22 protein-coding genes are annotated in these 25,524 nt (G+C 72.3%); 10 read left to right on the top strand and 12 right to left on the bottom strand.

The annotated features are described in order from the left end of the window. The 3 genes from gnd to dnaA all read right to left on the bottom strand — a co-directional run bounded on the left by gnd (window position 1) and on the right by dnaA (window position 4,612). Window positions 1-873 (bottom strand): phosphogluconate dehydrogenase (NAD(+)-dependent, decarboxylating), encoded by an 873-nt coding sequence (gnd, locus tag HCJ94_RS00830; protein ID WP_167999004.1) that lies wholly within the window; start codon window positions 871-873, stop codon window positions 1-3. 41 nt (window positions 874-914) lie between these two features. Then, the gene (gene dnaN / locus HCJ94_RS00825) at window positions 915-2,048 is read right to left on the bottom strand and encodes a DNA polymerase III subunit beta (protein WP_167999003.1); all 1,134 of its coding nucleotides are present in this window, start codon (window positions 2,046-2,048) and stop codon (window positions 915-917) included. Window positions 2,049-2,812: 764 nt separating this feature from the next. Continuing rightward, window positions 2,813-4,612: a chromosomal replication initiator protein DnaA gene (gene dnaA / locus HCJ94_RS00820; protein WP_167999002.1), complete on the bottom strand. Its 1,800-nt coding sequence runs from the start codon at window positions 4,610-4,612 to the stop codon at window positions 2,813-2,815. A 798-nt stretch (window positions 4,613-5,410) separates the two neighbouring features. Between dnaA and rpmH the strand changes: the two genes are divergently transcribed. From rpmH to HCJ94_RS29810, 9 genes are all read left to right on the top strand, one after another. Then, window positions 5,411-5,548, top strand: a complete 138-nt coding sequence (gene rpmH, locus HCJ94_RS00815; protein WP_155329601.1) for a 50S ribosomal protein L34 — start codon at window positions 5,411-5,413, stop codon at window positions 5,546-5,548. Window positions 5,549-5,584: 36 nt separating this feature from the next. Next, the gene (gene rnpA / locus HCJ94_RS00810; protein ID WP_167999001.1) at window positions 5,585-5,992 is read left to right on the top strand and encodes a ribonuclease P protein component; all 408 of its coding nucleotides are present in this window, start codon (window positions 5,585-5,587) and stop codon (window positions 5,990-5,992) included. Next, complete coding sequence (yidD, locus tag HCJ94_RS00805) at window positions 5,989-6,276, top strand: membrane protein insertion efficiency factor YidD (RefSeq protein ID WP_155329603.1); 288 nt, start codon at window positions 5,989-5,991, stop codon at window positions 6,274-6,276. Before rnpA ends, yidD begins: the two co-directional genes overlap by 4 nt. Before the next feature lie 4 nt (window positions 6,277-6,280). Continuing rightward, window positions 6,281-7,267, top strand: a complete 987-nt coding sequence (gene yidC, locus HCJ94_RS00800) for a membrane protein insertase YidC (RefSeq protein WP_167999000.1) — start codon at window positions 6,281-6,283, stop codon at window positions 7,265-7,267. Between the two features lie 213 nt (window positions 7,268-7,480). Further along, window positions 7,481-8,071: a Jag family protein gene (locus tag HCJ94_RS00795; RefSeq protein WP_167998999.1), complete on the top strand. Its 591-nt coding sequence runs from the start codon at window positions 7,481-7,483 to the stop codon at window positions 8,069-8,071. Window positions 8,072-8,183: 112 nt separating this feature from the next. Further along, window positions 8,184-8,888, top strand: coding sequence for a 16S rRNA (guanine(527)-N(7))-methyltransferase RsmG (gene rsmG, locus HCJ94_RS00790; RefSeq protein WP_205800478.1), 705 nt, complete (start codon window positions 8,184-8,186; stop codon window positions 8,886-8,888). A 768-nt stretch (window positions 8,889-9,656) separates the two neighbouring features. After that, complete coding sequence (locus HCJ94_RS00785; RefSeq protein WP_373684175.1) at window positions 9,657-10,676, top strand: ParA family protein; 1,020 nt, start codon at window positions 9,657-9,659, stop codon at window positions 10,674-10,676. Window positions 10,677-10,703: 27 nt separating this feature from the next. Continuing rightward, the gene (locus tag HCJ94_RS00780; RefSeq protein ID WP_167998997.1) at window positions 10,704-11,696 is read left to right on the top strand and encodes a ParB/RepB/Spo0J family partition protein; all 993 of its coding nucleotides are present in this window, start codon (window positions 10,704-10,706) and stop codon (window positions 11,694-11,696) included. 838 nt (window positions 11,697-12,534) lie between these two features. Beyond that, window positions 12,535-13,422 (top strand): hypothetical protein, encoded by an 888-nt coding sequence (locus HCJ94_RS29810; protein ID WP_240943763.1) that lies wholly within the window; start codon window positions 12,535-12,537, stop codon window positions 13,420-13,422. Window positions 13,423-13,512: 90 nt separating this feature from the next. Here the strand turns inward: HCJ94_RS29810 and HCJ94_RS00770 are convergent, their stop codons facing one another. Together HCJ94_RS00770 and HCJ94_RS00765 are read right to left on the bottom strand one after the other, a co-directional pair. Then, complete coding sequence (locus HCJ94_RS00770; RefSeq protein WP_167998996.1) at window positions 13,513-14,493, bottom strand: D-alanine--D-alanine ligase family protein; 981 nt, start codon at window positions 14,491-14,493, stop codon at window positions 13,513-13,515. Window positions 14,494-14,500: 7 nt separating this feature from the next. Then, a complete protein-coding gene (locus HCJ94_RS00765) occupies window positions 14,501-15,814 on the bottom strand; it encodes an aminotransferase-like domain-containing protein (RefSeq protein WP_167998995.1) in 1,314 nt (437 codons plus the stop codon). Between the two features lie 294 nt (window positions 15,815-16,108). On the opposite strand from HCJ94_RS00765, the gene HCJ94_RS00760 reads away from it, so the two are divergent. Then, entirely contained in the window at window positions 16,109-16,774 is a 666-nt protein-coding gene (locus HCJ94_RS00760; RefSeq protein ID WP_167998994.1) for a GNAT family N-acetyltransferase, read from the top strand. 106 nt (window positions 16,775-16,880) lie between these two features. Here the strand turns inward: HCJ94_RS00760 and HCJ94_RS00755 are convergent, their stop codons facing one another. The 7 genes from HCJ94_RS00755 to murJ all read right to left on the bottom strand — a co-directional run bounded on the left by HCJ94_RS00755 (window position 16,881) and on the right by murJ (window position 25,406). Beyond that, on the bottom strand, window positions 16,881-18,044 hold the full coding sequence (locus tag HCJ94_RS00755; RefSeq protein ID WP_167998993.1) for an N-acetylmuramoyl-L-alanine amidase: 1,164 nt from the start codon (window positions 18,042-18,044) through the stop codon (window positions 16,881-16,883). Between the two features lie 312 nt (window positions 18,045-18,356). Beyond that, window positions 18,357-18,680 carry a thioredoxin gene (gene trxA, locus HCJ94_RS00750; RefSeq protein ID WP_167998992.1) on the bottom strand — a complete coding sequence of 108 codons (324 nt, stop codon included), beginning with the start codon at window positions 18,678-18,680 and terminating at the stop codon, window positions 18,357-18,359. 30 nt (window positions 18,681-18,710) lie between these two features. Beyond that, window positions 18,711-19,664: a thioredoxin-disulfide reductase gene (gene trxB / locus HCJ94_RS00745; protein ID WP_167998991.1), complete on the bottom strand. Its 954-nt coding sequence runs from the start codon at window positions 19,662-19,664 to the stop codon at window positions 18,711-18,713. A 181-nt stretch (window positions 19,665-19,845) separates the two neighbouring features. Continuing rightward, on the bottom strand, window positions 19,846-20,781 hold the full coding sequence (locus HCJ94_RS00740) for an RsmA family anti-sigma factor (protein ID WP_167998990.1): 936 nt from the start codon (window positions 20,779-20,781) through the stop codon (window positions 19,846-19,848). Then, window positions 20,778-21,536, bottom strand: coding sequence for an RNA polymerase sigma factor SigM (sigM, locus tag HCJ94_RS00735; RefSeq protein WP_167998989.1), 759 nt, complete (start codon window positions 21,534-21,536; stop codon window positions 20,778-20,780). The genes HCJ94_RS00740 and sigM overlap by 4 nt, the downstream gene beginning before the upstream one ends. 43 nt (window positions 21,537-21,579) lie before the next feature. Next, window positions 21,580-23,193 (bottom strand): protein kinase family protein, encoded by a 1,614-nt coding sequence (locus HCJ94_RS00730; RefSeq protein ID WP_167998988.1) that lies wholly within the window; start codon window positions 23,191-23,193, stop codon window positions 21,580-21,582. A 470-nt stretch (window positions 23,194-23,663) separates the two neighbouring features. Next, entirely contained in the window at window positions 23,664-25,406 is a 1,743-nt protein-coding gene (murJ, locus tag HCJ94_RS00725; protein ID WP_167998987.1) for a murein biosynthesis integral membrane protein MurJ, read from the bottom strand. Window positions 25,407-25,524 lie beyond the last annotated feature (118 nt).

Genomic DNA, 25,524 nt, shown 5'->3' with positions numbered 1-25,524 from the left:
TCAGCGCTTGCGGACGGCGTGCCCGCCGAACTGCTGGCGCAGCGCGGCGACGGCCTTCATGGCGGGCGAGTCGTCCTGTCGGGATGCGAACCGGGCGAAGAGCGAGGCGGTGATGACGTTCAGCGGGACGGCGAGCCGGACCGCCTCGTCCACGGTCCACCGGCCCTCGCCGGTGTCCTCGGTGTAACCGCTCAGCTCGGCGAGTTCCGGGTCCTCGTCGAGGGCGCGGTCGAGCAGGTCGAGCAGCCAGGAACGGACGACGGTGCCCTCACGCCACGACTTGAACACGCCGGGGACGTTGGTCACCAGCTCGGACGCGGTCAGCAGCTCGTAGCCCTCGGCGTAGGCGTGCATGAGCCCGTACTCGATGCCGTTGTGCACCATCTTGGCGTAGTGCCCGGCGCCGACCGGCCCGGCGTGCACGAAGCCGAACTCACCGGCCGGCTTGAGGGCCTCGAAGATCGGCATGAGCCGCTCGACGTGCTCCTGGGCACCGCCCACCATGAGGGCGTACCCGTTCTGCCGGCCCCACACGCCGCCGGAGACGCCGACGTCGATGTACCCGATGCCGCGGTCGTTGAGACGCTCGGCGCGGGGAGCGTCGTCGCTGAACCGCGAGTTCCCGCCGTCGATGATGATGTCGCCCGCGCCGAGGACGTCGGCCAGCTCGTCGATGGTGGCGTCGGTGACGCCGGCGGGGACCATGACCCAGACGGCGCGGGGAGCCTCCAGCTTCTCCGCCAGCTCCGCCAGGCTCGCGACGTCGCTCAGCTCCGCGTTGTGGTCGAAGCCGACCACCTCGTGGCCGGCCGCGCGCAACCGCTCGCGCATGTTGCCGCCCATCCGGCCGAGCCCTACCAGGCCGAGCTGCATCTGTCCCTACCTCCGTGCGTCGTGGTTCTACTCGGGTGCGATCAGCGGGAGACGCGGATCGGCATGATGAGGTACCGGTACCCGGGGAGAACCTCGCCATCCTCGCCGGCGGGCGAAATCACCGCCGGCTTGAAGGCGTCGACGAACGAGAGCACGGCGAACTGGGCCCCCAGGTTCGCGAGGCCGTCGATCAGGTACTGCGGGTTGAAGCCGATGGTCAGCGGGTCGCCGGTGAAGGTGGCCTCCATGGCCTCGCTGGCACGCGCCTCCTCGGTGCCGCCGGCCTCGACGACCAGCCCGTCGGCGCTGAAGCTCAGCAGCACCGGCGTGGTGCGCTCGGCGACCAGCGCGACGCGCTTGACCACCTCGATGAGAGTGCTGACCGGCACCTGGGCCTGCGCGTTGTGGCTCGCGGGGAAGAGCGAGCGCACCGGCGGGTAGTTGGCGCCGTCGAGCAGGCGGCTGGTGGTGCGGCGGGTGCCGCCGGCGAAGCCGATCATGCCCTCCCCGGCAGCGCCCTGGGACAGCGCCATCGTCACCTGGCCGCCGAGCGGGCCGAGGGCCTTCGCGGTGTCGTGCAGGGTCCGGGCCGGCACGAGCGCGTTGAGGCTGATCTCGGGGTCGTCCGGGTTCCACTCCATCTCGCGCAGCGCGAGCCGGTAGCGGTCGGTGGCGAGCATCGACAGGGTGCGGCCGGAGAGCTCGATGCGCACGCCGGTCATCATCGGCAGCGTCTCGTCCCGGCCGGCGGCGATGGCGACCTGGGCGACGGCGGCGGCGAACGCGGCCGCGTCGACCGTGCCCGCGCTCTCCGGCATCTCCGGCAGGGCGGGATAGTCCTCCACCGGCATGGTGGGCAGCGTGAACCGGGCGCTGCCGCAGACCAGCTCGAGGTGGGCACCCACGGCGGCGATGTCGACCGGCTTGGCCGGCAGCGCCTTGGTGATCTCGGCGAGGAGCCGGCCGGAGACCAGGGCGGCGCCGTCGGCGTCACCCTGCACCTCGACGGTCACCTGGCTGGAGACCTCGTAGTCGAAACCCGACACCTGCAGGTTGCCGTCGGTGACGCGCAGCATCACGCCGGCGAGCACCGGCACGGACGGCCGGTTGGGCAGGCTCTTCGCGGTCCAGGCCACGGCCTCGGCGAGCGCGTCGCGCTCCACTCGGAACTTCATCAATGCCTCCGCGTCGACGTCAGCGACAACTCTCTCATGCCGACCGCTGCCTACCGACCCGCCTGAGCGTGCGGGTACCCATCGCACCTTAGGGCGCATGGGCATCGGCTGTGCGCCCGACCCCGTGCCGTCCCGGTGCCGGCGAGCCGCCGACGGCGGCCTCCGGCCCGATCCACAGAAAGTCCAACGGTGATGATTGGTTTTTGTTGTCTTAGAAGATCTAACTAGTCGTCTTCATCGCACCTGTGCAAACTGTGGAGAACCGTCGTCCGCGCAGGTCAGACAGGTTATCCACCGGTGGTTTCGCTGTGGAGAACCAGGGGTACAACCCGTGTCGCGATCCACAGGCGTCGGCTGCCCCCAGCCTGTCCACCGTTGTCCACCGGTTGTCCACCGGTAATCCACCGACTTTCTCCCCAGTCCTGTGGATCACGGGACGCGTCTCGATCGACGTCATCCCCAGAACCTTCAACAGCTTGCCCACAGGGGCACCGTCCGCGGTGGACAACGACGACCTTGTCCCCAGGCGTCCACAGCGTCGTCCCCAGGGTTTCTCCACAACCTGTGGGTAACCGGGTGGCGGGCGGACGGTAGTTGTCCACCGGCGGTGGATAACAAGCTGTGGACAACGAGCCGGGGCGTGAACGGTCACGGCCCCCATGCTGTGGTCTCCACCATGTCGAGGGTCAACCCCGGGCGGTGGACGAGACGGAAACACCCGGCCGGTGGTCCGGCCGGGTGCCTCGGTACGGGGCGGGCAGGCGTCAGGTGGTCTGCTTGATCCGGTTGGTCAGCTCGGCGATCTGGTTGTAGAGCGAGCGGCGTTCGGCCATCTGCTGCCGGATCTTCCGGTCGGCGTGCATGACTGTGGTGTGGTCCCGGCCGCCGAAGGCCTGCCCGATCCGGGGCAGCGACAGGTCGGTCAGCTCCCGGCACAGGTACATGGCCACTTGGCGGGCGTTGACGAGGACCCGCGAGCGGGAGTGCCCGCGCAGGTCCTCCAGGCTCACCCCGAAGTAGTCGGCGGTGGAGACCATGATCTGGTCGGCGGTGATCTCCGGACCGGCGCCGTCCGGGATGAAGTCCCGCAGCACCTCCTCGGCCAGCGACAGCTCGACCGACGAGCGGGTGAGGCTGGCGAACGCGGTCACCCGGATCAGCGCGCCCTCCAGCTCGCGGATCGAGTTCGACACCCGCGAGGCGATGAACTCCAGCACGTCCGGCGGGGCGAAGAGCCGCTCCTGGGCCGCCTTCTTCTGCAGGATGGCGATCCGGGTCTCCAGGTCCGGCGGCTGGATGTCGGCGAGCAGGCCCCACTCGAACCGCGTCCGCAGCCGGTCCTCCAGGGTCGCCAGCTGCTTCGGCGACCGGTCGGAGGTGATCACGATCTGCTTGTTGGCGTTGTGCAGCGTGTTGAAGGTGTGGAAGAACTCCTCCTGCGTCCGCTCCCGGTTCTCCAGGAACTGGATGTCGTCGATCAGGAGGATGTCCACGTCCCGGTAGCGACGCTGGAACGCGCTGGTCTTGTCGTCCCGCAGCGAGTTGATGAAGTCGTTGGTGAACTCCTCGGTCGAGACGTACCGGACCGAGCGGGCGTTGCCCAGCGTCGTGGCGTAGTGCCCGATGGCGTGCAGCAGGTGGGTCTTGCCCAGCCCCGAGCTGCCGTAGATGAACAGCGGGTTGTACGCCTTCGCCGGCGACTCGGCCACCGCCACGGACGCGGCGTGCGCGAACCGGTTCGACGAGCCGATGACGAACGTCTCGAACATGTACTTCGGGTTGAGCCGGTTGCCGCCGCTGTCGGCGGGTGCCGGCAGGCGCCGGTCCTCCCGGCCGCCAGGCCGGTGGTGGTCCACCCGCCCCGGGCCGCTGTCGGTGCCGAGGTCCCGCGGGAGGGACCGGATCACGTGCTGGTCCCGCGGCGACACCCCGTCCTCGCGGTACCGGGCGTCGAAGGCGCGGCCGTCCACCGCCGGGTCGAGCCGGGCCGCCTGCTCGTCGAAGCCGCGTCGCTCCGGGCGGCGGACCGGAGGGTCGGGCCGGGGCGGTTCGGCGAAGACGTCGCCGAACAACGGCTCCTGCGCGTCCCGGCCCATCGGGGGGACGCGTTCGGCGACGGGGGGCGGCGGTCCGGCCGGCTCCTCGACGCGCCGTTCGGGTTGGGCCTGCTCGGGGATCAGCGGGAGCTGCCGGCCGGCGTCGTCCTCCGGCACCAGGCCGTCCGGCCCGCTGCCGTACGCCTCGCCCGGCTCCGGTTCAGGGGTGCTGCGGTAGACGGTGCCCGCGGGGCGACCGGAGCCGTCCTCCGGCACGCGTACGGTGACCGCGACCTGGATCGGCCGGCCCAGCCGGCGGGTGAGCGCCTCGGTGATCGCCGGGCGCAGGCGCGACTCGATCACGTCCCGGGTGAAGGCGTCCGGGACGGAGAGCAGTGCGGTGTCCTCGACGATCGCCCGGAGCCGGGTCAGCCGCAGGTACGCCCGCTGCTGCGCGGAGATGATCTCGTCGGCGAGTTCGTCGGTCGTCGCCGTCCACACCGCGGCAAGGTCGGTCGTACCGGCCACCGTCGTGCCACCCCCTCGCCTCTGCTCCCCCGGACGCCGCCGTTCTCCCCGTCGGCCGTCCCGGGCCCGCCGCGTTCGAGCGGGTGGAACACCCTCACCCGGACGGCCGACCGATCCTCGTCCACAAGTTATCCACAGCCTGTGTACGTGCGATTGTGGCCGCCCGCCGGACGCGGGTCGGACCTGCCCCCCTGCTGTACGGGCGCTGAAGCGGGTACACCGTGCCGAACGATCCACCGCCCTGTCCGGTCTTGCCTGCCGGCGGCGACCGCACCCGTCGACGCCTAGAGGCCGTCGGGAAACCCCGTAGCGGCTGGGGCGGGCCCAGCCGACGGCCGCCGGCGTCGGAGGCCGGTCCGGACACCACACCGGTATCCGCGCCAATCTCCGCCTTGCCGGATCGCCGTCTGGCCTTCGCCTCGCTCGCCCCGGGGTTTCCCGACAGCCTCTTACCGCAATCGGGCACGGTAACAGCGATGTCCGCGCGCCATCAACCGCCGACGCGCGGCCACCGTTGGCGGCATCCGTGAAAAGCGCCGCTTCGGTCGCCCGGCGTGGTGGGTGTCACCGCAGGTGGGAGTGTTTGACGGTCGTTGCGCCCCTGCGTAGGCTGGAGCGGCTGCTCTCTCGCCCTCTGCTAGGGTGATGGGTGCTCGCTGCCCGCGGTCGTTTCCCCGCACCGTCGAGGTCCCGCGTCGCCGGGCAGCGCCGATCGGAGGTCACCGTCGAGGTGACCCGGACAATGACACGACCCCCGGCGATCCCCTCGCCCGGGGGCACGACAACGGAGAGCCTGACGTGAGCAAGCGCACCTACCAGCCGAACAATCGCCGGCGCGCCAAGACCCACGGCTTCCGGCTGCGCATGCGCACCCGTGCCGGCCGTGCCATCCTCTCGACCCGTCGCGCCAAGGGTCGCGCCCGCCTGGCGGCCTGACGCCGACCGGGCCCGATCCGCAGGACGTGGGCAGTCGTGCTGGCCGCCGCGCAGCGACTGCGGCGCAGCACTGACTTCGCCGCAGCGGTCCGCGGTGGCCGGCGCGTCGGACGCGGTGCCGTCGTCGTTCACCTGAGCCTGCCGGTCACCCCGACGGCCGCAACCTCGCCGGAGCCGGCGCGGACCGGTGCGGAGGAAACTCCCGCACCCGCCCGCGCCGGCTTCGTCGTGTCCAAGGCGGTCGGGAACGCCGTCGTCCGCAACCGGGTCCGCCGCCGGTTGCGGCACCTGGTCCGCGAGCGGCTCGCCGACCTGCCGGCAGGCAGCACCCTCGTGGTACGCGCCCTGCCAGCGGCGGCCGACGCGTCGTACCAGCGGCTCGGCGCCGACCTCGACGCGGCGATCGCGGCTGCGCGCGCCCCGCGGGGGCGGCGGTCCCGGTGAGTACGGGGCAGGACGCGCCACGGCCGACGTCACCCGGTGCCCGCGTGCTGGTCGGGCCCATCATCGCGTACCGTCGGTGGATAAGTCCGGCTCTGCCGGCCCGTTGTCGGTTCTACCCGTCGTGCAGCGCGTACGCCCTCGAGGCGGTCAGCCGCCACGGCGCGTTCCGGGGAGCCGGCCTGACGGTCCGGCGGTTGTTGCGCTGCCACCCCTTCCACCCAGGTGGATTCGACCCGGTGCCGGAGCCGGGCGGTCGCCGCCGTGCCGATGTGACTGGAGCCTGACAAATTGAGTCTCGACTGGATCTACTACGCGATCTCGTGGATCCTGCTGGTCTGGCATCGGGCCTGGGACGCCATCGGGGTACCGGACGGCGCGGTGCTCGGCACCAACTGGGCCTGGATCCTCGCCATCATCTTCCTGGTGGTCACCGTCCGGGTGATCCTCTTCCCGGTCTTCGTGAAGCAGATCAAGTCCCAGCGGGCCATGCAGGCGCTCCAGCCGCAGGTCAAGGCGCTGCAGGAGAAGCACAAGGGTGACCGGGAGACGCTCCAGCGGGAGATGATGGAGCTCTACCGGAAGGAAAAGGCCAACCCGCTGATGGGCTGCCTTCCGATGTTCCTCCAGATCCCGGTCTTCCTCGGCCTCTTCCACGTGCTGCGCCGCCTCAGCCCGGGCAACGACCTCAAGACCCTCTACGGCTGGTCGGTCGACCAGTTCCAGAGCGCGTCGGCGGCGAAGCTGTTCACCGCGCCGATCGCCGGCAAGTTCGGGTCGACCACCGAGGAACTGGCCCTCCTGGGCGCCAACGGCACCACCGTCAAGGTCATGGCCGGCGTCCTGGTGCTGGTCATGATGGGCACCACCTACCTGACCAGCCGCCAGATGATCCTCAAGACCGGCTGGGCGGAGGACCCGCAGCAGCGGATGATCCAGAAGCTGATGCTCTACGGCATCCCGCTGTCGCTGCTCGTCTCCGGCGCGATCTTCCCGATCGGCGTGATCATCTACTGGGTCACGAACAACCTCTTCACGCTCGCCCAGCAGCAGTGGGTGCTGCGCAAGTTCCCGCCGCCGCCGAGCGTCACCGCCGCCAAGTCGGGCACCTCGGGTGCGCGTAACCCGGTGCAGCCGGCGAAGACCGGTGGGCTGTTCGGCCGTAAGGCCGCCCCGCCGGCGCCGACCAAGCCGGCCGCGCCGAAGGTGGCCGGCCCGAAGCCCGGCGCCAAGCCGGTCAACCCGAAGAAGGGGCGCCCCGCCAAGCGGCAAGGCTGAGCCGTCCGGGCCGCCGTCCGGGACACCGGCGGCGGCCCGTTCCGCACCGTGCCGCCGCCGTACGGCCGGCGCCGGTGCGCAAAGAGCCGCGCGTGACGCGGCGACGGGCGAAACTGCCCGTACAGACGTGCCCGCGGGCATCGGCGACCTCCCGCCGGCCTTCGGGAGACCAGCGGACCGACGGTCCGGCCGAGCGAGTACGGAGATGACACCGTGACCGACACCAGCATCCCCAGCGCCGACGAGTCCGTGGACGCGGAGGGAACCGAGCCCACCGCCGCGCCCGACGCGGACGAGACCGACGAGGCGGCCGCCGGGGGCAAGGAGAAGAAGGCCGCCGCCGAGAGCGACCTGTTCCGCCAGAGCGAGATCGCCGCGGACTACGTCGAGGGCCTGCTCGACATCCTCGACTACGACGGGGATATCGACGAGCTCGTCTCCGGCGGGCGTCCGGTGGTCGAGGTGGTCGGCGCCCGCCTGCAGAACCTGGTCGGCCAGCGCGGCGCCACCCTGGAGGCGCTCCAGGAGCTGACCCGGCTCGCCGTCTTCCGGCAGACCGGCACCCCCAGCCGGCTGCTGCTCGACGTCGGCGGCTACCGCGCCAGCCGCCGCAAGGAACTCGCCGCCGTGGCGAAGAACGCGGTGGAGAAGGTGAAGGAGCACGGCGAGCCCGTGCGCCTGGAGCCGATGTCCGCGTTCGAGCGCAAGTGCGTCCACGACGTTGTCAACGCCATGAGCGGTGTGGAGAGCGAGTCCGAGGGCGTCGAGCCGAACCGGCGCATCATCGTCCGGCTGGCGGACTGACCGGGTGACCCACGACGACACCGCGGCGGGTGCCGCGTCCGGCCCGGGTGGTACGCCACCCGGGCCGTCCCCTGTCGGCTCCCGCCCTGCGCCGGACCCGACCGACGCCACGTTGCCGCCGGAGTTGGCCGGTGCCGCGCGTGCCCTCTTCGGCGACCGGCTCGACCTGGCCGCCGCGTACGCCGAACTGCTCGTGACCGACGGGGTGATCCGGGGTCTGATCGGGCCGCGCGAGGCGCCCCGGATCTGGGACCGGCACCTGCTCAACTGCGCGGCCGTCGCGGAGCGCATCCCGTCGGGCGCGGCCGTGCTCGACGTCGGATCCGGCGCGGGGCTCCCCGGCCTGGTGCTGGCCGTCGCACGGCCGGACCTGACCGTCACCCTGATCGAGCCCCTCGCCCGCCGCACCGCCTTCCTCGTCGAGGCGGTGGAACACCTCGGGCTCGGCCGGACGGTCCGGGTGTTCCGGGGGCGGGCCGAGGAGGCGGCCGCGGGCGCTGCGGGGACGGAACCCCTCGCCGGCGACGTGGTCACCGCGCGCGCCGTCGCGCCGCTGGACCGCCTCTCGACGTGGTGCCTGCCGCTGGCCGTGCCGGGCGGCCGGCTGATCGCTCTCAAGGGCGCGTCGGCCGCCGAGGAGATCGCCGAGCACGCGGCGACCGTGAGCCGGCTCGGCGGCGGTACGCCCGAGGTCCACCGTTGTGGCGAAGGCGTGATCGATCCCCCGACGACGGTGGTCGAGATCGTGCGTGAGTGGGTGGTGGGACCGGCGCGACCGAAGTCCCCGAAGCGCTCACGCGGCGGCCGCCGCCGCTGACTCTCCCGCCGCGCCCCGCGCTGTCCCGGCCGCCCCCGCGCTGTCCCGGCCGCGCAAGCCGGGCTGCGCCGCGCGCCCCGGCTCGACCCGCGCGTTCTCCGGGCGGCGCGGGCCTACCCGCGCTGTCCGGCTTCCCGTGCTGACCAGTGCGGACTCCCCGTGCCCCGCCGACTCGGGCCCCTCCGCGCGTGTCGGGGTCTCTCCTCGTGCCGGATCCGCCGATCCGGCTTTCCTGCCCGGCGTCTGCGTCGTTGAACCGATACGGGTGGGCGGGATGCGAACCCGACGTGGACCGGTTGTGCCCGCGAGCCGTAGGCTGGCCGCGCGTCGATAATGTGGAGCGGGCGGCGACGGACGTTCACCGGGTCCCGACCGCTTCCGCCGGGTCGCAGCTCCGAGCGAGAGCGCAGGTGCGGCCCGTTGACGGGGTGCGGACCGACCATCCGAAGCGGGCAGGGATGACAGGTGCATGACGACGGCAGGTACGACGATCCACGCGTGACCGGGTCAGCGGGCGACTCTGTTTCACGTGAAACCGACTACCCGGGCTGGGCGGCGCGCGGCGCGTCGGTAGGCCCGTCCCACCGGCCGCCGGACTGGGAGCCGGTCGTACAGCGCGACCCGCCGGCGACCGGCGTCGCCCGACCCGTACCGCCGGATTTGCCGGCCGCCCGGCCGGCCCCTGACGAGTCGCGGGTCGGCAAGGCGCCAGCGGCTGATCGGGCCACTGCGGCTCGGGGCAACGCTGCCGCCCCGACGCGCTTCGAGGTGGCCGTCCCCCAGCAGCCCGCGCCCGCGTCGGTGGCGGACGCCGGTCGGGTGACCGACACGACGGCGAGTCCGGCCGTGCCGTACGGGCATGACGAGGACGACGCCACGTACGTTTCACGTGAAACCCCGACGCGCGAAGAGGATGACCCACCGTTGGCGATGGAAGCGATGCGGGCCGTGCAGATCCTGAATCCGAGCGGTGAGGTGACCATGCCTCGTCCGGAGCGGACCCGGGTGATGTGCGTCGCGAACCAGAAGGGCGGCGTGGGGAAGACCACCACGACGGTGAACCTGGCGGTGGCACTGGCCCTGCACGGTAACCGGGTGCTGGTGGTGGACCTCGACCCGCAGGGCAACGCCTCGACCGGGCTGAACGTCCCGCATCACACCGGGGTGCCGGACGTCTACGACTGCCTCATCAACAGCGTGCCGCTGGAGGACGTCGCCCAGGCGGTCGAGGGCATCCCCAACCTGTGGTGCGTCCCGGCGACTATCGACCTCGCCGGCGCCGAGATCGAGCTGGTCTCCGTGGTGGCTCGCGAGTCCCGGCTGCAGCGGGCCATCGCCGGGTACCCCGGCCACTTCGACTACATCTTCATCGACTGCCCGCCGTCGCTGGGCCTGCTGACGGTCAACGCCCTGGTGGCCGCGCAGGAGGTCCTCATCCCGATCCAGTGCGAGTACTACGCGCTGGAGGGGCTGAACCAGCTGATCAACAACATCAACCTGGTCCGTCAGCACCTCAACCCGCGCCTGGAGGTCTCCACGATCCTCCTCACCATGTACGACCGGCGTACCCGGCTGGCGGACGCGGTGGAGCAGGACGTGCGGAACCACTTCGGCGACAAGGTGCTCCAGGCGGTCATCCCGCGCAACGTCCGGGTCTCGGAGGCACCCAGCTACGGCCAGTCGGTGATGACCTACGATCCCGGATCGCGGGGGGCCACGAGTTACTTTGAGGCCGCCCAGGAGATCGCTGAGCGGGGCGCCGTGGCGCCGGTGAGCCGCAATGCGTAGTGGGTACGAGTCGCCGGGAGGCGTGGCATGAAGAACCGTCCTCGGGGCGGTCTGGGCCGAGGGTTGGGCGCGCTCATCCCCACTGGACCGGCGGCGACCGCGGCGACCGGTGCGTTCGATCCGAACGCCGGCGATCCGGCTGTGACCGACGTGGCACCTCCGCCGGCCGTCCGGCCGAACGAGCCGGCGCTGAGCCCGGTGCCGGGGGCCCGGTTCGCTGAGATCCCCGTCGACGCGATCGTGCCGAACCCGAAACAGCCACGGCAGGTCTTCGACGAGGACGCCTTGGAGGAGCTGAAGGTCTCCATCCAGGAGGTCGGCTTCCTGCAGCCGATCGTCGTCCGCCAGCTCGACGGCGAGAAGTTCGAACTCGTCATGGGCGAGCGGCGCTGGCGTGCGGCGCAGGCGGTCGGCCGGGACAACATCCCCGCGATCGTCCGGGACACCCGGGACGACGCGATGCTCCGGGACGCGCTCCTGGAGAACATCCACCGGGCCAACCTGAACCCGCTGGAAGAGGCGGCCGCATATCAGCAGTTGCTGGACGAGTTCGGCGCCACGCACGAGGAGCTGGCCCGACGGATCGGGCGGAGCCGACCCCAGATCTCCAACACGATCCGGCTGCTGAACCTCCCGGCTCAGGTGCAGCGCCGGGTCGCCGCCGGGGTGCTCTCCGCCGGGCACGCCCGGGCGCTGCTGAGCCTCGACGACGCGGAGGCACAGGAGCAGCTCGCCCTGCGGATCGTCGCGGAGGGCCTGTCGGTGCGGGCCACCGAGGAGATCGTCGCGCTGTCGCTCAGCGAGAACACCGGCCGCAAGGAGTCGGCCAAGCGCCGCCCGAAGCCGCACGCACCGGCGTTGTCCGATCTCGCGGACCGGCTCTCCGACCGCTTCGACACGCGCGTGAAGGTCGACATCGGCCGCAGCAAGGGAAAGATCACGATCGAGTTTGCCACCGTCGACGACCTGGAGCGGATCGTCGGCATCATCGGGGTCGACCGGGAGGAGCCCGAGGCCTGACACCGGTACGCCGCATTCGGCCGCGTGGTCCCGACCGGGTGACCACGCGGCCGAGTCGTTTCTACCGGGCACCATCAACCGGGCCCGTATCGTCGCCCCGCCGTCTCGGCCATGCGGCCGACGGCGGCGGCGTGCGCCTCCAGCACCTCCGGGATCGCCGCCAGGCGGATACCGGTCCGGACGCAGTAGGGCGGCGATGACCGACGCGTCGGCGGGCGCGGGCCGTCACGGGTCGCGGCCACGGCGTAGGCAGGTCTCCCCGAGTCGGGCAACACGAGGGCGGCCAGGAGAGCGATCGGTGGCCGGGGTTCGGTGCCCAGGGTCGTCCACGTTCCCGCGTCCGTGAGGCCTGTCGTTTCACGTGAAACCGAGGTGCGTCGGTCGTCGCGGAAGGGCCGCCGTTGTCCACAGCGGTTGTCCACAGGCTGCCCCCGTTTCACGTGAAACAGCGCGTGAAATCCCGCGCTGACCTGTGGATGACGGCCTGTGGTCGGCACCTGACCACCCTGTGGATATCTCGCCGACGGACCGGTTCGGGGGCCGGAAGAGCCGGCCAGGATTGGGTGCGGAACAGGGAGGGACAGCGGTCGCGGAACCGGCTAGGGTCAGCGTCGTGCACGACACCCCTCCCTCACTTCCGGACTTCGCGGAATGGCCGTCCTTCCCCTTCGAGGGCGACCTCCGCGTCAAGCAACTCGATGATCCGGTCCCGGTCGAGCCGCCCCGCAGGGGCGAGGGGCACCGGGAGTGCACCGCCTGCAACGCCCCCGACGAGGCCTACATCTGGGTGGGCGAGCGATGGCGGGTCCGCGCCATGGACCGGCCCACCGGCCTCCCGATGGTGCTGATCCTCGAATCCCGATCCCATCTCGACCTCGGTGATCTGCCGAACCTGCTCGCTGCCGAACTCGGCGTGATGACGGTCCGGCTCGAACGGGCCATCCGCTCGCTGGACGGTGTGGCCCGGGTGCACGTCAACCGCTGGGGCGACGGCTCCGCGCACCTGCACATGTGGTTCCTCGCCCGCCCGTACGGCCAGCTCCAGCTCCGCGGGACGTTCCTTCCGCTGTGGGACTCGATCCTGCCGCCGATCTCCGAGCCGACGTGGCGGGAGAATCTCGCCCTGGTCGCCGCGTGGCTGGCGGAGTTCGGCGGGCGCCCGCTGGCCGAGCCGCCCCGCATCCAGTGGCAGGCGCCGTCGAGCTTCAGCGCGCCGGTGGCGACCACCACGCCGGCCGAGGAGGGGGGCACCTCGGTGATGGGCTCGGTCGAGGAAACTCCGATCCCGTCGACCGGCGAGCCGTCCGGCCGTACCACCGCCCCGCCGACCACCGCGACCGACGCTTCGGCGGCCGAGAGCTCGGATGCCCCGTCGCCCGGGAGCATCGCCGGCCCGTCGACGGTCGGTGGCTCGACCGCCGCCGGCCCGTCGACTGACGGACCGAACGCGCCCACCGCCGGCGGAGCCGAAGCCAGGGCGACGGACGGCCTCACGGTCGGGTCTTCTGCCCCCACGGACCGGACGGCCGCCACGGACAGCGCGGCCCACACGGCCGGCCCGGTCGGGAGCACCACCACCGCTGGGACGGATGACGCGCCCGCCACCACTGGGCCGACCGTCACCGACGCAACCGCCGGGACCGCCGCTCTGGACCGCTCCGGCGGTGGCACCCCGTCCGGCGATCTGGCGGCCCCCGCCACCGCGCTCACCACGCCCCGCGACTGACCGGAGCCGCCGCAGACCCCGGACCCCTCCTTCCGAGAAAGGGATTTCCAGGATCTGCGGCGGCTCCGGAGCGAGCGGGCCGACCGGGGGTCAGTCGCGGCGGGCGGCGGCGCGGGACACCAGGGTGCCGAGCACCCGGCCGAAGTCGAGGCCGGCCGCCTGCACCGCGAGCGGCAGCAGCGAGGTCTCGGTCATGCCCGGAGAGACGTTCACCTCCAGGACGTGCGGCTGTCCGGCCTCGTCGACGATCAGGTCCACCCGGCTGAGGTCACGCAGCCCGAGGGCGGTGTGGGCGGCGATGGCCACCTCGGCGACCGCACCGGTCACCTCGGACGCCAGCCGTGCCGGACTGTGCCAGGTGGTGCGGCCGGCGGTGTACCGGGCGGCGTAGTCGTACACGCCGTTGCGCGGGACGATCTCCACGGCCGGCAGGGCCTGCGGGCCGTCGCCCAGGTCGACCACGGAGACGGCCACGTCCATGCCGGGCACGTACCGCTCCACCAGCGCGGTCGAGTCGTACGCGAAACAACCCACCATCGCGGCCGGCAGGGATGCGGCGTCGCGGACCACGGCTGCGCCCAGACCGGAACCGCCCTGGGCGGGCTTCACCATCAGCGGCAGGCCCAACCGGTCGACGATGCGGTCCAGCACGGCGACCGCACCCAGCTCGGAGAAACGGTCGTGCGGAAGCGCCACCCAGTCCGGCGTGGGAATGCCCGCCTCCCGGAGCACCGCCTTCGCCGACGGCTTGTCCCAGGCGAGCCGGGAGGCGCGCGCGTCGCATCCGACGTAGGGGATGTCGCAGAGGTCCAGCACGCCCCGGAGCGAGCCGTCCTCGCCCGTGGCACCGTGCAGGGCGATCACCACGGCGTCCGGCGGGTCGGCGGTGAGGGACGGCAGCAGGGCGACGTCGGCGTCGCGCAGTTCGGCGTCCATACCGACGGCGCGCAGGGCGTCCAGCACGCGGCGGCCGGAGCGGAGCGAGACGTCCCGCTCGTAGGAGAGCCCGCCGGCGAGCACCAGCACGCGCAGGTCGGTCACGACGGAGGAGTCGGCAGCGGTCGTTCGCATGCCGGAATCATGCCAAGTCAGGTCCCGGGGTGTCCGAACCGGCCTGGCCACGCCGCGATCCCGGACGGCCGACCGCGCCGAACACCCGGCGCATGGCGATGTCCTGCTCCATGACGCCGGCCAGCCGCCGGACGCCCTCGCGGATCCGCTCTGGCGGCGGGAAGGAGAAGTTGAGCCGCATGTGGCCCGTGCCGGTGCCGTCGGCGTAGAAGCCGGTGCCCGGCACGTACGCGACCCGGGCGGCGATGGCGCGCGGCATCATCGCCTTCGAGTCGAGCCCGTCGGGCAGCGTGGCCCACACGAAGAGACCGCCGCCGGGGCGGGTCCACGTCGTGCCGGCGGGCATCAGGTCCGCGAGGGCGTCGAGCATCGCGTCCCGCCGCTCGCGGTAGACCTCCCGGTAGACCTTCAGCTGCTCGCGCCACGGCATCGTGCCGAGGTACGTCGACACGGCCGCCTGGGCGTAGCCGCTGGGGCAGAGGATCTGCGCCTCGCTGGCGATCACCAGCTTGTCGCGGACGGCGTGCGGCGCGAGGATCCAGCCCACGCGCAGGCCCGGGGCGAAGGTCTTGGAGAACGTGCTCAGGTAGAAGACGCCCTCCCGGCGGCGGGCGCGCAGCGGCGCGGGGGCGTCACCCTCGAAGCCGAGCTGGCCGTACGGGTCGTCCTCGACCACCAGCAGGCCGGCGCGCTCGCAGATGTCGAGCACCCGCTCGCGCCGCTGCTCGGTCAGCGTCACGCCGGTCGGGTTCTGGTAGGTGGGGATGGTGTAGAGGAACTTCACCCGGCGTCCGGCCCGCGCCTGCTCGGCGATGGCCGCCTCCAGTGCCTCCGGAATCAGCCCGTCGTCGTCCATGGGGACGTGCACGACCTGTGCCTGGGCGGCCTGGAACACCCCGAGTGCCCCGACGTACGTCGGACCCTCGGCGAGCACCACGTCGCCCGGGTCGAGGAAGAGACGGGCGACCAGGTCCAGCGCCTGCTGCCCGCCGACGGTGACGACCACGTCCTCCGGGGAGGCGCCGCACGCCGCGTCGATGCCGGAGAGCGCCATCACCTCGCAGATCCGCTCGCGCAGCTCGAGGGTGCCCTGGCCGATGCCGTACTGGAGGGTGGTGACCCCGTGGTCGGCGCCGAGCCGGCCGAGCATGTCGCCGACCGCGTCCAGCGGCAGGGCGGCGATGTAGGGGGCACCACCGGCGAGCGAGACCACCTCCGGCCGGCTGGCCACCGCGAAGAGGGCCCGGATCTCCGAGGCCGTCATGCCGCGGACCCGCCGGGCGTACCGGTCGGTGTAGTCGTCGAGCGTCGTGCCGGTCATGCCATCACCTCGATGCGTGCTCGGGTGCCTCCCCGCCCCGGGCGTACCCGGGACTCCGGCGACCATGGCGACTCGGGGCGCCGGATGCCGATCCTAGCCGCCACCCACCAGGTGCGTCGCCGGCCGGACGGCCAGGTCCACATCCCGGACGGCCCGTCACTCCCCCCGGTGACCGTTTGCGCGTCCCCTCCCGTGACGTTCGTCGGCGGCGTACGATCGCTCGTCGGGGGCAGGGAAGGCGGCGGTGTCGTTCCGTGCCAGTCTCACCTCCGAGCCTAATGTGGGGATGCGCCAATGTCGCGACGTCTGGTCAGCTTGACCCTCGACACCCTGGAGGACCTGCCCCGCCCGTGCCGCCAGTGCGTCTACTGGGAGCTCGATCCGGTCTCCGCGGACCGGGCGTGCGCCGCCGGCGACCCGGGCCTGGAGAAGGAGGCGTGGGTCTCCCAGACGCTGCTGGAGTGGGGCTCCTGCGGCAAGCTGGTGTACGTCGACGGCATGCCGGCCGGCTTCGTGATGTACGCGCCGCCGGCGTACGTGCCGCGCTCGATGGCCTTTCCCACCTCACCGGTCTCGGCCGACGCGGCGCTGCTCATGACGGCGAACGTGGTGCCCGCCTTCGCCGGTGGCGGGCTCGGCCGGATGCTCGTCCAGGGCGTCGCCCGGGATCTCACCAAGCGCGGCATCAAGGCGATCGAGGCGTTCGGCGACGCGAAGTTCGGTGACGCCGACGACCCGACGCGGGCCTGCGTGGCGCCCGCCGACTTCTTCCTCTCGGTGGGCTTCAAGACGGTCCGCCCGCACCCGCGCTTCCCCCGCCTGCGGCTGGAGCTGCGTACGGCGCTGAGCTGGAAGTCCGACGTCGAGTACGCGTTGGAGAAGCTGCTGGGCTCGATGAGCCCGGAGACGCTGCTGAGGCCGGTCCGCCCGGCCCCGGCGACCCGCTCCACGGCCCGCTGACGGCCGCCTCCGGGGCCGCGGCGGCCCGAGGCGCCACGGCGGCCCCGGAGGTGAAGGCCGGGGCGAGCGGCGGTCGCCGGCCGAGCGGCAGCGACCGCGGGGCCGGTCAGTCGACCACCGTCCCGGCGGCCACCACGGCCCGCAGCTCGCTCACGTCGATCGACCCGGTCGGGACGTCCCGTTCGACCGGGTAGTACATCCGCTGCACGGCGGCGACGATCGCCTCCACCACCCGGTCCCGGAAGCGCGGGTCGACCAGCTGGGCCCGGTCGGTGGGCGAGGTCAGGTAGCCCACCTCGACGCGGACCGCCGGCATCCGGGTGAGCCGCAGCAGGTCCCACGCCTTGGCGTGGGTGCGGCAGTCCCGCAGCCCGGTCCGCGCGACGATCTCCCGCTGCACGAGACCCGCCAGCCGCTCCCCGGTCGCCGAGGTCACCCCGTTGTCGGTGCCGTAGTGGTACGTCGCCACACCCTCGGCGGCCGGGTTGGCGTGCCCGTCGAGGTGGAGCGAGATGAACACGTCGGCGCCGAGCGAGTTGGCCAGGTGTGCCCGGTCGACGTCGGGCAGGCACTCCCGCAGCGCCGGCCCGCGGGTGAGCTGCACCCGCACTCCGGCCGCCGCGAGCCGCCCCTCCAGCCGGCTGGCGAGGTCGTGGACCAGGTCCGCCTCGGTCCAGCGCAGCGCACCGTCGGGCACCACCACACCGGGGTCGGTGCCGCCGTGGCCGGGGTCGACGACGATGGTGCGCCCGACCAGGGTGGGCCCGGACTGCCGGATCGCGTCGGACTCACGCAGCCACTGCGGCCGCCCGCCGACGACCTTGCGGCCGAGCCGGCGCAGGGCGTTCATGGTGTGCGGTCCGCAGGTGCCGTCCGGGGGCAGCCCCACCTCCCGCTGGAACTGGGCGACGGCCCGCGAGGTCCGTACGCCGTAGATCGCGTCCGCCCGGCCCACGTCGTACCCCATCTCGAGCAGCCGTTCCTGGAGCGACCGGACGTCCTCGCCGGTGAGCGGTTCGGGCACCGCGTGGTAGAGGGTGCGGGCGCCGAGCCGCCAACGGGCGGCGTCCAGGGCCCGCCACGTCTCGGCGCCGACCCGACCGTCCACGCTCAGACCACGGGACTGCTGGAACGCCCGCACGGCCCGTTCGGTGTGTGCGTCGAACTCGTCGGCATCCGGTACCGAGGGCGAGAGCAGGTCGAGGGTGGCCAGCACGGTACGGATCTCCGTGACCGCTGGTCCACGGTCACCAGATCGGATCGGACGCACGCTCGACCCCCTCTGCACGGACGCTGGCTGGCCGGGCGGCCCTGAGAGGCTGTCGGGAACCCCCCCAGCGGCTGCGGCGGGCCCAGCCGACGACCGGCGGTGTCGGAGGCCGGTCCGGATAGACACCGGGATCCGGACGACCTCCGCCTCGCCGGATCCCCGGCTGGACTCCGCCTCGCTCGCCCCGGGGTTTCCCGACAGCCTCTGGGTTGAGGTTATGCGCTCGCCGGGCCGGAGGTGTGCGGGCCGGGAAAAGACGTCGACCCCGCACCCGTGTGCTGCCGGGTGCGGGGTCGGAGGCGTCAGTGCAGGTCAGAGCGCCGACTGGATGAGCTTGACCAGCTCGCCCTTCGGCTTGGCGCCGGCGATCGACTGCACCGGCTCGCCGTTCTTGAACACGGTGAGGGTCGGCACCGACATGACGCGGTACGTGCGGGCGGTCTCCGGGTTCTCGTCGATGTTGAGCTTGACGATGGTGACCTGGTCACCCATCTCGCCGGCGATCTCCTCGAGCAGCGGCGACACCTTCCGGCACGGCCCGCACCACTCGGCCCAGAAGTCCACCAGAACCGGCTTGTCGGACTCCAGCACGTCGGTGGCGAAACTGGCGTCGGTGACCGACTTGGTTGCTCCCACTACGACCCTCCTCGGGATTGTTTCGGTTGTTCAGCCCTGGATCGTGGCGATGAAGCGCTCGGCGTCCAGGGCGGCGGCGCAGCCCGTGCCGGCGGCGGTGATCGCCTGCCGGTAGGTGTGGTCGACCAGGTCACCGGCGGCGAAGACGCCCGGGATGCTGGTCCGGGTGCTGGGCGCCTGGACCTTCACGTACCCCTCGCCGTCCAGGTCCACCTGGCCACGGAAGAGTTCGCTGCGGGGATCGTGGCCGATGGCCACGAAGACGCCGGTCACGTCGAGCACCTTGGTCTCGCCGGTGTGCACGTTGCGGAGGCGGACGCCGGAGACCTTGCCGTCGGCGCCCAGGATCTCCTCGACGACCGTGTTCCACTCGACCTTGATCTTGTCGTTGCCCATCGCGCGCTGCGCCATGATCTTGCTGGCGCGGAACGTGTCGCGACGGTGGATGATCGTCACCGACTCGGCGAACCGGGTCAGGAAGCTGGCCTCCTCCATCGCCGAGTCACCTCCGCCGACGACGACGATGTGCTGGTTGCGGAAGAAGAAGCCGTCACAGGTGGCGCAGGAGGAGACGCCGTGGCCGAGGTACTCCTGCTCGCCGGGCACGCCCAGCGGGCGCCAGGCGGAGCCGGTGGCGAGGATGACGGCCCTGGCCCGGTAGGCGGTCTCGCCCACCCAGACGGTGCTGACCGCGTCCGAGCCGATCTCGCCGGTGTCCTTGAGCTCGACGCGGGTGACGTCGTCGGTCAGGAACTCCGCGCCGAACCGCTCGGCCTGCTTGCGCATGTTGTCCATCAGCTCGGGGCCGAGGATGCCGTCGGCGAAACCGGGGAAGTTCTCCACCTCGGTGGTCGTCATCAGCGCACCGCCGGACTGAACGCCCTCGATGACCAGCGGCTTGAGGTTGGCGCGCGCGGCGTAGACCGCCGCCGTGTAGCCGGCCGGCCCGGAGCCGATGATGATCAGGTTGCGGACCTCGTCCACTGCCGTCTCCCGATTGTGTGTGTGTTCGCCATCGGCGCGCACCGATGCCGATCCGGTGCCGGCAACCTCAGCCGGTACCGGCAGCTGATGTGCAGAACGTCATCGTACGAACCGGGGATTCCCGAGCCGGTCATCCGGTGGGTCACGTCACGTCGCCGGGCGAAACCCTACGACCGTGGTTTCACCCTACCCGCGCCCGGTAGCGGGCGTCCGAGGCGGACCCGGGCACGCCGCACTCCGGCCCGCTGACCCAGGCCCAGCGGGCTCCGGACGCGTCGGTGAACCGGACGACCAGCGCCGGCCGGCCCTGGAAGCGCGCGTAGTCGACCAGGTCGACCACGAGCGCCCCGTTCCCGTGCTCGTTGCCGATCTCGGTGAGGCAGGCGGCGAGCGCCGCCGGGTCCTCGAGCCGGTCGAGCCCGATGGGACCGGCCACCCGGCCGCCCTCCGTGTCCATGCCGGGCTGCGATGCCTTGCCCGGACTGGAGAACTGCTGCGCCCGCACGGAGGCGGCCAGCGCGCCCAGCCCTTCCGGCGTGTAGTCCGCGCCGGTGTGCAGGGGCGGGCCGGCCGTACGGAACGGCTGGGCGGCGGCCGGTGCCGCCTCGTCGCGAGCCGTACCGGTGACCGCGCTGTCGTGACCGTTCCCGCTCCCGAGCTGGTCGAGGCCGAGCAGCCCGGCGGCGGTCACCGCCACCGCGGCGAGCGCGACCGGGGCGCCGATCCGCGCCCAGCGCCGGCGCCGCCGGCCCGGCCCGGTCGTCACGGACACTCCCGACCGGGGTACGCCGCCAGGGCGCCGCGAGCCGCCGTGCGGCTGGCTGGGCACGACCGGAGCGGCGTGTCCCGTACCGGACGGCGCGACCTCGGCGGCGAGGGCCGCGGCGATCCGGTCGGTGACGTCGGCGGGCATCGCCTCGGCCGCACCGCCCCAGGCCAGCAGGTCGGCGCGCACCTCCGCGACCGCCGGGGCGAGCCGGGCGTACGCCTCGGCCCAGGCCGGGTCCTCCTCGACCAGCCGCGCCACGACCATCTCGTCCGGGGCGCCGTCCAGCGCCCCGCCGACGTAGTCGGCGAGCAGGTCGTGGTCGACCTCCCGGAACCCCCCGGTCGTCACGAGTCCTCCTGGTTGGTGTCGCGCCGGGACCGCCCCGACCCCGATCGGACGCCCCCGGGCGCCTCTGGGTTCCCCCGGGTGACGGTCGGCACGTTCCCGCCGGCACGAACCGGGTCGCCGGCCGGGGCGGAGCCGGTGCCCGGCCCGGGGCGGAGATGACCGAGGACCGTCGCCAGGCGGGCCCGTCCGCGGGCGCACCGGCTCTTCACCGTCCCCTCGGCCACCCCGAGGATGCGGGCGACCTCGGCGACCGGGTAGCCCTGCACGTCGACCAGGACCAGCGCGGCGCGCTGCTCGGCCGGCAACGTCGCCAGCGCCTGCCGTACCACCAGGGCGGTGTCGTGATCCGGTGCGGGGGCGGCGGGCTCGACAGCCCCGGTCCCACCCTCGGCATCGCGGACGCCGTCGGGCAGCGGCACCGTCGGATGCGCCTGCCGGCGCCGGATGCGGTCGAGGCAGGCGTTGACCACGATCCGGTGGAGCCAGGTGGTCACCGCCGAGTCACCCCGGAACCGGTCGGCGGCGCGGTGTGCGGAGAGCAGCGCGTCCTGGAGGGCGTCAGCGGCCTCCTCGCGGTCGCCGAGCGTGCGCAGCGCGACCGCCCAGAGGCGGTCCCGGTGCCGGTGGAACAGCTCGGCGAAGGCGTCCCGGTCGCCCGCGACGTGCGCGTGCAGCAGGTCGACGTCGGACGGTGTCGGGGCGGATGCCGTGCCTCCGTCGCCCGCCAAGGGTCCGGCCGTCCCGCGTGCCTCCATCACCACGTCCGGCGGAGGCGGTGCCCGGTGCGTGGCCGCCGGCTCACGACCCCTGAACCGTGATCTCCTGGACACCGATCTTGTAACCACCGTCGCTCGGCGGCAGCTCGGTGAGCCAGAACAGCAGGTAGCGGTATTTCGCGTTCGGGTCGAAGGCGTTGAAGGTCATGGTGGTGTCACCGTTCTCCAACGGCTCGCCGATCGCGTTCTTTTTGGTGACGTACTCCTTGTAGAGCGCCTCGTCTCCCGCGTCCGACGAGGGGTGTTCCTTGGCCCCGGTGTAGAGCTGGGCCGATGCACCCCGCGCCGAGAGTTCCACCTTCAGCGACTTGACGCTGCGGGGCTCGCCGAGGTCGATCCAGATGCCCATGCCGCGCTTGAAGTTGCCGAAGTTCGCGTGATCCCGGTAGGTCTGGGTCTCCCAGCCCTCATCCAGCTTCGTGTCGAACACCTTCTCGGCGTCCCGGACCTCCTGGCGGTCCCGACTGTCCGGGTCGATGATCTTCGCGTCGCGGATCGTGAGCGGGCCGACAACGGCGGGGACCGGGGTCGCTTCTCCAACCGGGGCGCTGGCGGTCGGGGCGCTGGCGGCGTCGGGTCGCCGGTCCCGGTCGTCACCGCCACCCAGTGCGCTGATGCCCACCAGCAGGCCCACCAGGGCGACGGCGAGCAGGCCGGCGATGCCGATGGCGACCTTGCGCCCACCCGCGGCGGCCAGCGGGGACGGCTCGTCCTCGGCCTCGGCGGCGAAGCGTAGCGGGCCGGTGTTGTCCAGGAAGTGCTCGTCGGCCGGGACGTCCAGCCGGGCCAGCTCCGCCGCGAGCACATCCGACGGCGGGGGCGCGATCTCGGCGTCCAGCAGGTCCATCGTGAGGTCGTCCAGGTACGCCGGGACGCCGGCCCGGACCTGCCGCGGTGCGGCGATGGCGCCACCGGCGTCGCGGACGGCGTCCGGGATCGCGGCGCGACCGTGGCCGGCGGTGGCCCCGCGCAGCGGGACCTCGGTGTGCGGCCAGTAGCCGGTGAGGGCGAAGTAGAGGACACCGCCGACCGCCCGGACGTCGCTCTCCTGGCTGTCGTCCCCGTCCGTGCGCGCGTCGGCGAGGACCACCCGGCCGTCGTCACTGATCATGACGGTGCCGGGGTGGACGTTGCCGTGCACCATCCCGGTGGCGTGCACGGCGGCGAGGGCGCTGGCCACGGCGTTGCCGACGGCGGTGGCGCGGGCGGGATCCAGCGGCTCCTCGGTGACCAGCTCGCGCAGGGACTGCCCGTCGACCCACTCACGGACCACGTACGCCCGGTCGGCCTCGTCGATCGCGTCGTAGACGCCGACGAGGTTGGGGTGGATGACCCGGCTGGCCGCGACAGCGGCCTGGAGCATCTCGGTGGCGGAGTCGCCACCCGGGTAGCGCAGCACCACCGCGACGGGGCGGCGCAGCACGACGTCGACCCCGCGCCAGACCAGACGGCCCGCGCTGTCGTTGTTGATGTGCTCGACGAGTTCGTACCGCTCGGCGAGGATCTCACCGGCCGTCGGAGCACCGAAGGTCATGACCGGCGGAGCGCTCTCGTCCGCCTCCTGACCCTCGCCGACCTGGGTCACCCGTCCTCCCTCGGTGATCGTGTCGATCGATGGACCCGTGCTGCTGGGCATTGTGGCTTCCGCTCTGCTTTCCCGGAACCGGCCGACCGGCGTCGGCGTGAGCGCCTGCGCCTGCCGTACCCGTCGAGAGCGACCTTACCCGTGATGGCCCGCTCCTCGACATGTCATCTTCCCGCCGCACCGGTGGAGACTGCCGTCGGTCGGGGGACTCGTCCGGTTACGACCGATGTCAGCCACGTTGCTGGCACATGTACTAGCCAATCTAGAGGTTGACCGCAAGTAGTCGCCGAAGGGGCCGGACGTGGAGTGGCGGACCGCGTCGACGCGGACCGGAGTTCCCCCGTGACCCGGCGCCATGCTCAGCCGTCCGGCTGGTTATCCACAGGCCGATCCGGTCACTGAGCGGTGAATCACAGAGTTATCCACAGCCGCATCCCCAGGCTGGTGATCCTCGTTCACTCAGCGTGCGGTCTATCCGTTCCTGAGAGCCCGGGGCACCCGGAGGCGCCGGGTGGAGACGCTCAGCGACCGAGCCGCCGCCGGACCATGCCGACCACCTCGGTGATCTCGCCGATCCGGAGCAGCATCGCGAGCCCGAGGTACGTGCCGCCGATGACGGCGCCCCCGATCACCAGCTGCATGATCGCCTCGAAGCGCGTCGGCGTGTCGTCGCCAGGAAGCAGGGCCACCACGAGGAGGCCGACGAGCGCCGCGCCGATGGCGGCGACCGACACGCGGCCCAGCGTGTTCAGGATGGCGCTGAGCCCGATCCGGCCGACGCGGGGACGGAGCAGCCAGGCGGAGGCCACGGCGGCGGCCAGGTAGGACACGGCGTTGCCGATCATCATCCCGGACGCGGCGAAGCTGGCCGAGAAGGCCACGAAGAGGCCGATCTGTACCAGCGCCCGCAGCACGACGACCGGGATGTTGACCAGCGCCGGGGTACGCGTGTCCGGCAGGGCGTAGAACGCGAACGTGAACAACTGGCTGACCGCGAACGGCACCAGCGCGACGGCGGCGTACACCAGGACCGGGGCGGTGGCCTTGGCGTTCTCGGCGTCGAAGGCGCCGTACCGGAAGAGGGTGAAGGCGATCGGCGTGGCCAGCACCGCGTAGCAGACGGCGATCGGCGCGAGCACCGCCGACACCGTGCGGGTCCCGCGGGACAGGTCGGCGGCCAGGTCGCCGTACCGGCCGTCGGCCGCGGCGGCGCTCATCCGCGGCATCAGGGCGGTGATGATCGAGACGGCGATGATCCCGTGCGCCATCATCAGCAGCAGGAACACGTTGTTGTAGATCAGTGGCCCGGCGGCGGTGCCGCTGGTGCGGCTGAGCAGGTTGAACACCACGATCAACCCGACCTGACTGACGGCGACGTAGCAGAACATCCAGCCGCCGAGCCGGGCGAGCTCACCGAGGCCGAGGGCACCGAAGTCGAATCGGAACCGCCAGCGGAAGCCCACCTTGCGCAGGGCCGGGAGCAGACCCACTGCCTGCACCGCCACGCCGAGCAGCGTGCCGCCGCCGATCAGCAGGATGCGGCCCGTGGTCATGTCGTCGGGTGCCAGGCGATCGGTGGTGAAGATGGCGATGTAGAGGCCCGCGGTCGCGATCACCACGATGTTGTTGAGGATCGGGGCCCACATCGGGGCCGCGAAATGGCCCCGCGTGTTGAGCACCGCGCTGATCAGGGCGCTGAGGCCGGTGAAGAAGATCATCGGCAGCATCAGGCGGGCCCACGTGGTGACCAGTTCGCGGTAGTCCTGGCTCGACTGGTCGGACGCGTACAGCCAGGTCAGGACCGGTGCGAGGGCGACCGCGAGCACGGCCGCCGCACCGAGGGTCAGCACCGCGAGGGTCAGCAGCCGCTGGGTGTACGCCTGACCACCGTCCGCGTCGAACTTCCGTCGGCGTACCAGCACCGGGATAAGGACGCTGGTGAGAATCCCCCCGAGCAGGAACTCGTAGACCATCCCGGGGAGGATCTGCGCGGTGGTGTACGCGTCACCGACGGCCGAGCCGAGAGCCGCGGTGATCGCCAGGGTGCGGAGGAAGCCCGTACCCCGGCTGACCAGGCTGCCGATGGCCATCACCGCGCTGTTCGCGGCGGCGCTGGTCTCCGCCACCACCTCCTGCGGCGGCGCGGCGGCCTCGACGCCGGGCTGGTTCAGCGGTTCGGCGGAGATGAAGGTGGCGTCGTCGCCCGGCGGCCGGCCGCCGCCACCCTGCGCGGCGTTCGCGCTGCGGTAGAGCCGGCCGCTCATCGTTGTCGCCTCCAGGGGTACGCCGGCTCGCGCCGGGGCTTCGCCACAGACCCTAGTCAACCGTCCGTCGTTACCCGCGCCCGGCGGACGGGATGCCCACCCGGCCCGATAGGCTGGC

It is taken from the genome of Micromonospora thermarum, from assembly GCF_012034245.1.
In the GTDB taxonomy this organism is placed as follows: Bacteria; Actinomycetota; Actinomycetes; order Mycobacteriales; family Micromonosporaceae; genus Micromonospora; species Micromonospora thermarum.
Note: the sequence above shows the minus strand (reverse complement) of the source record. Positions and strands in the feature narration are given on the sequence as shown.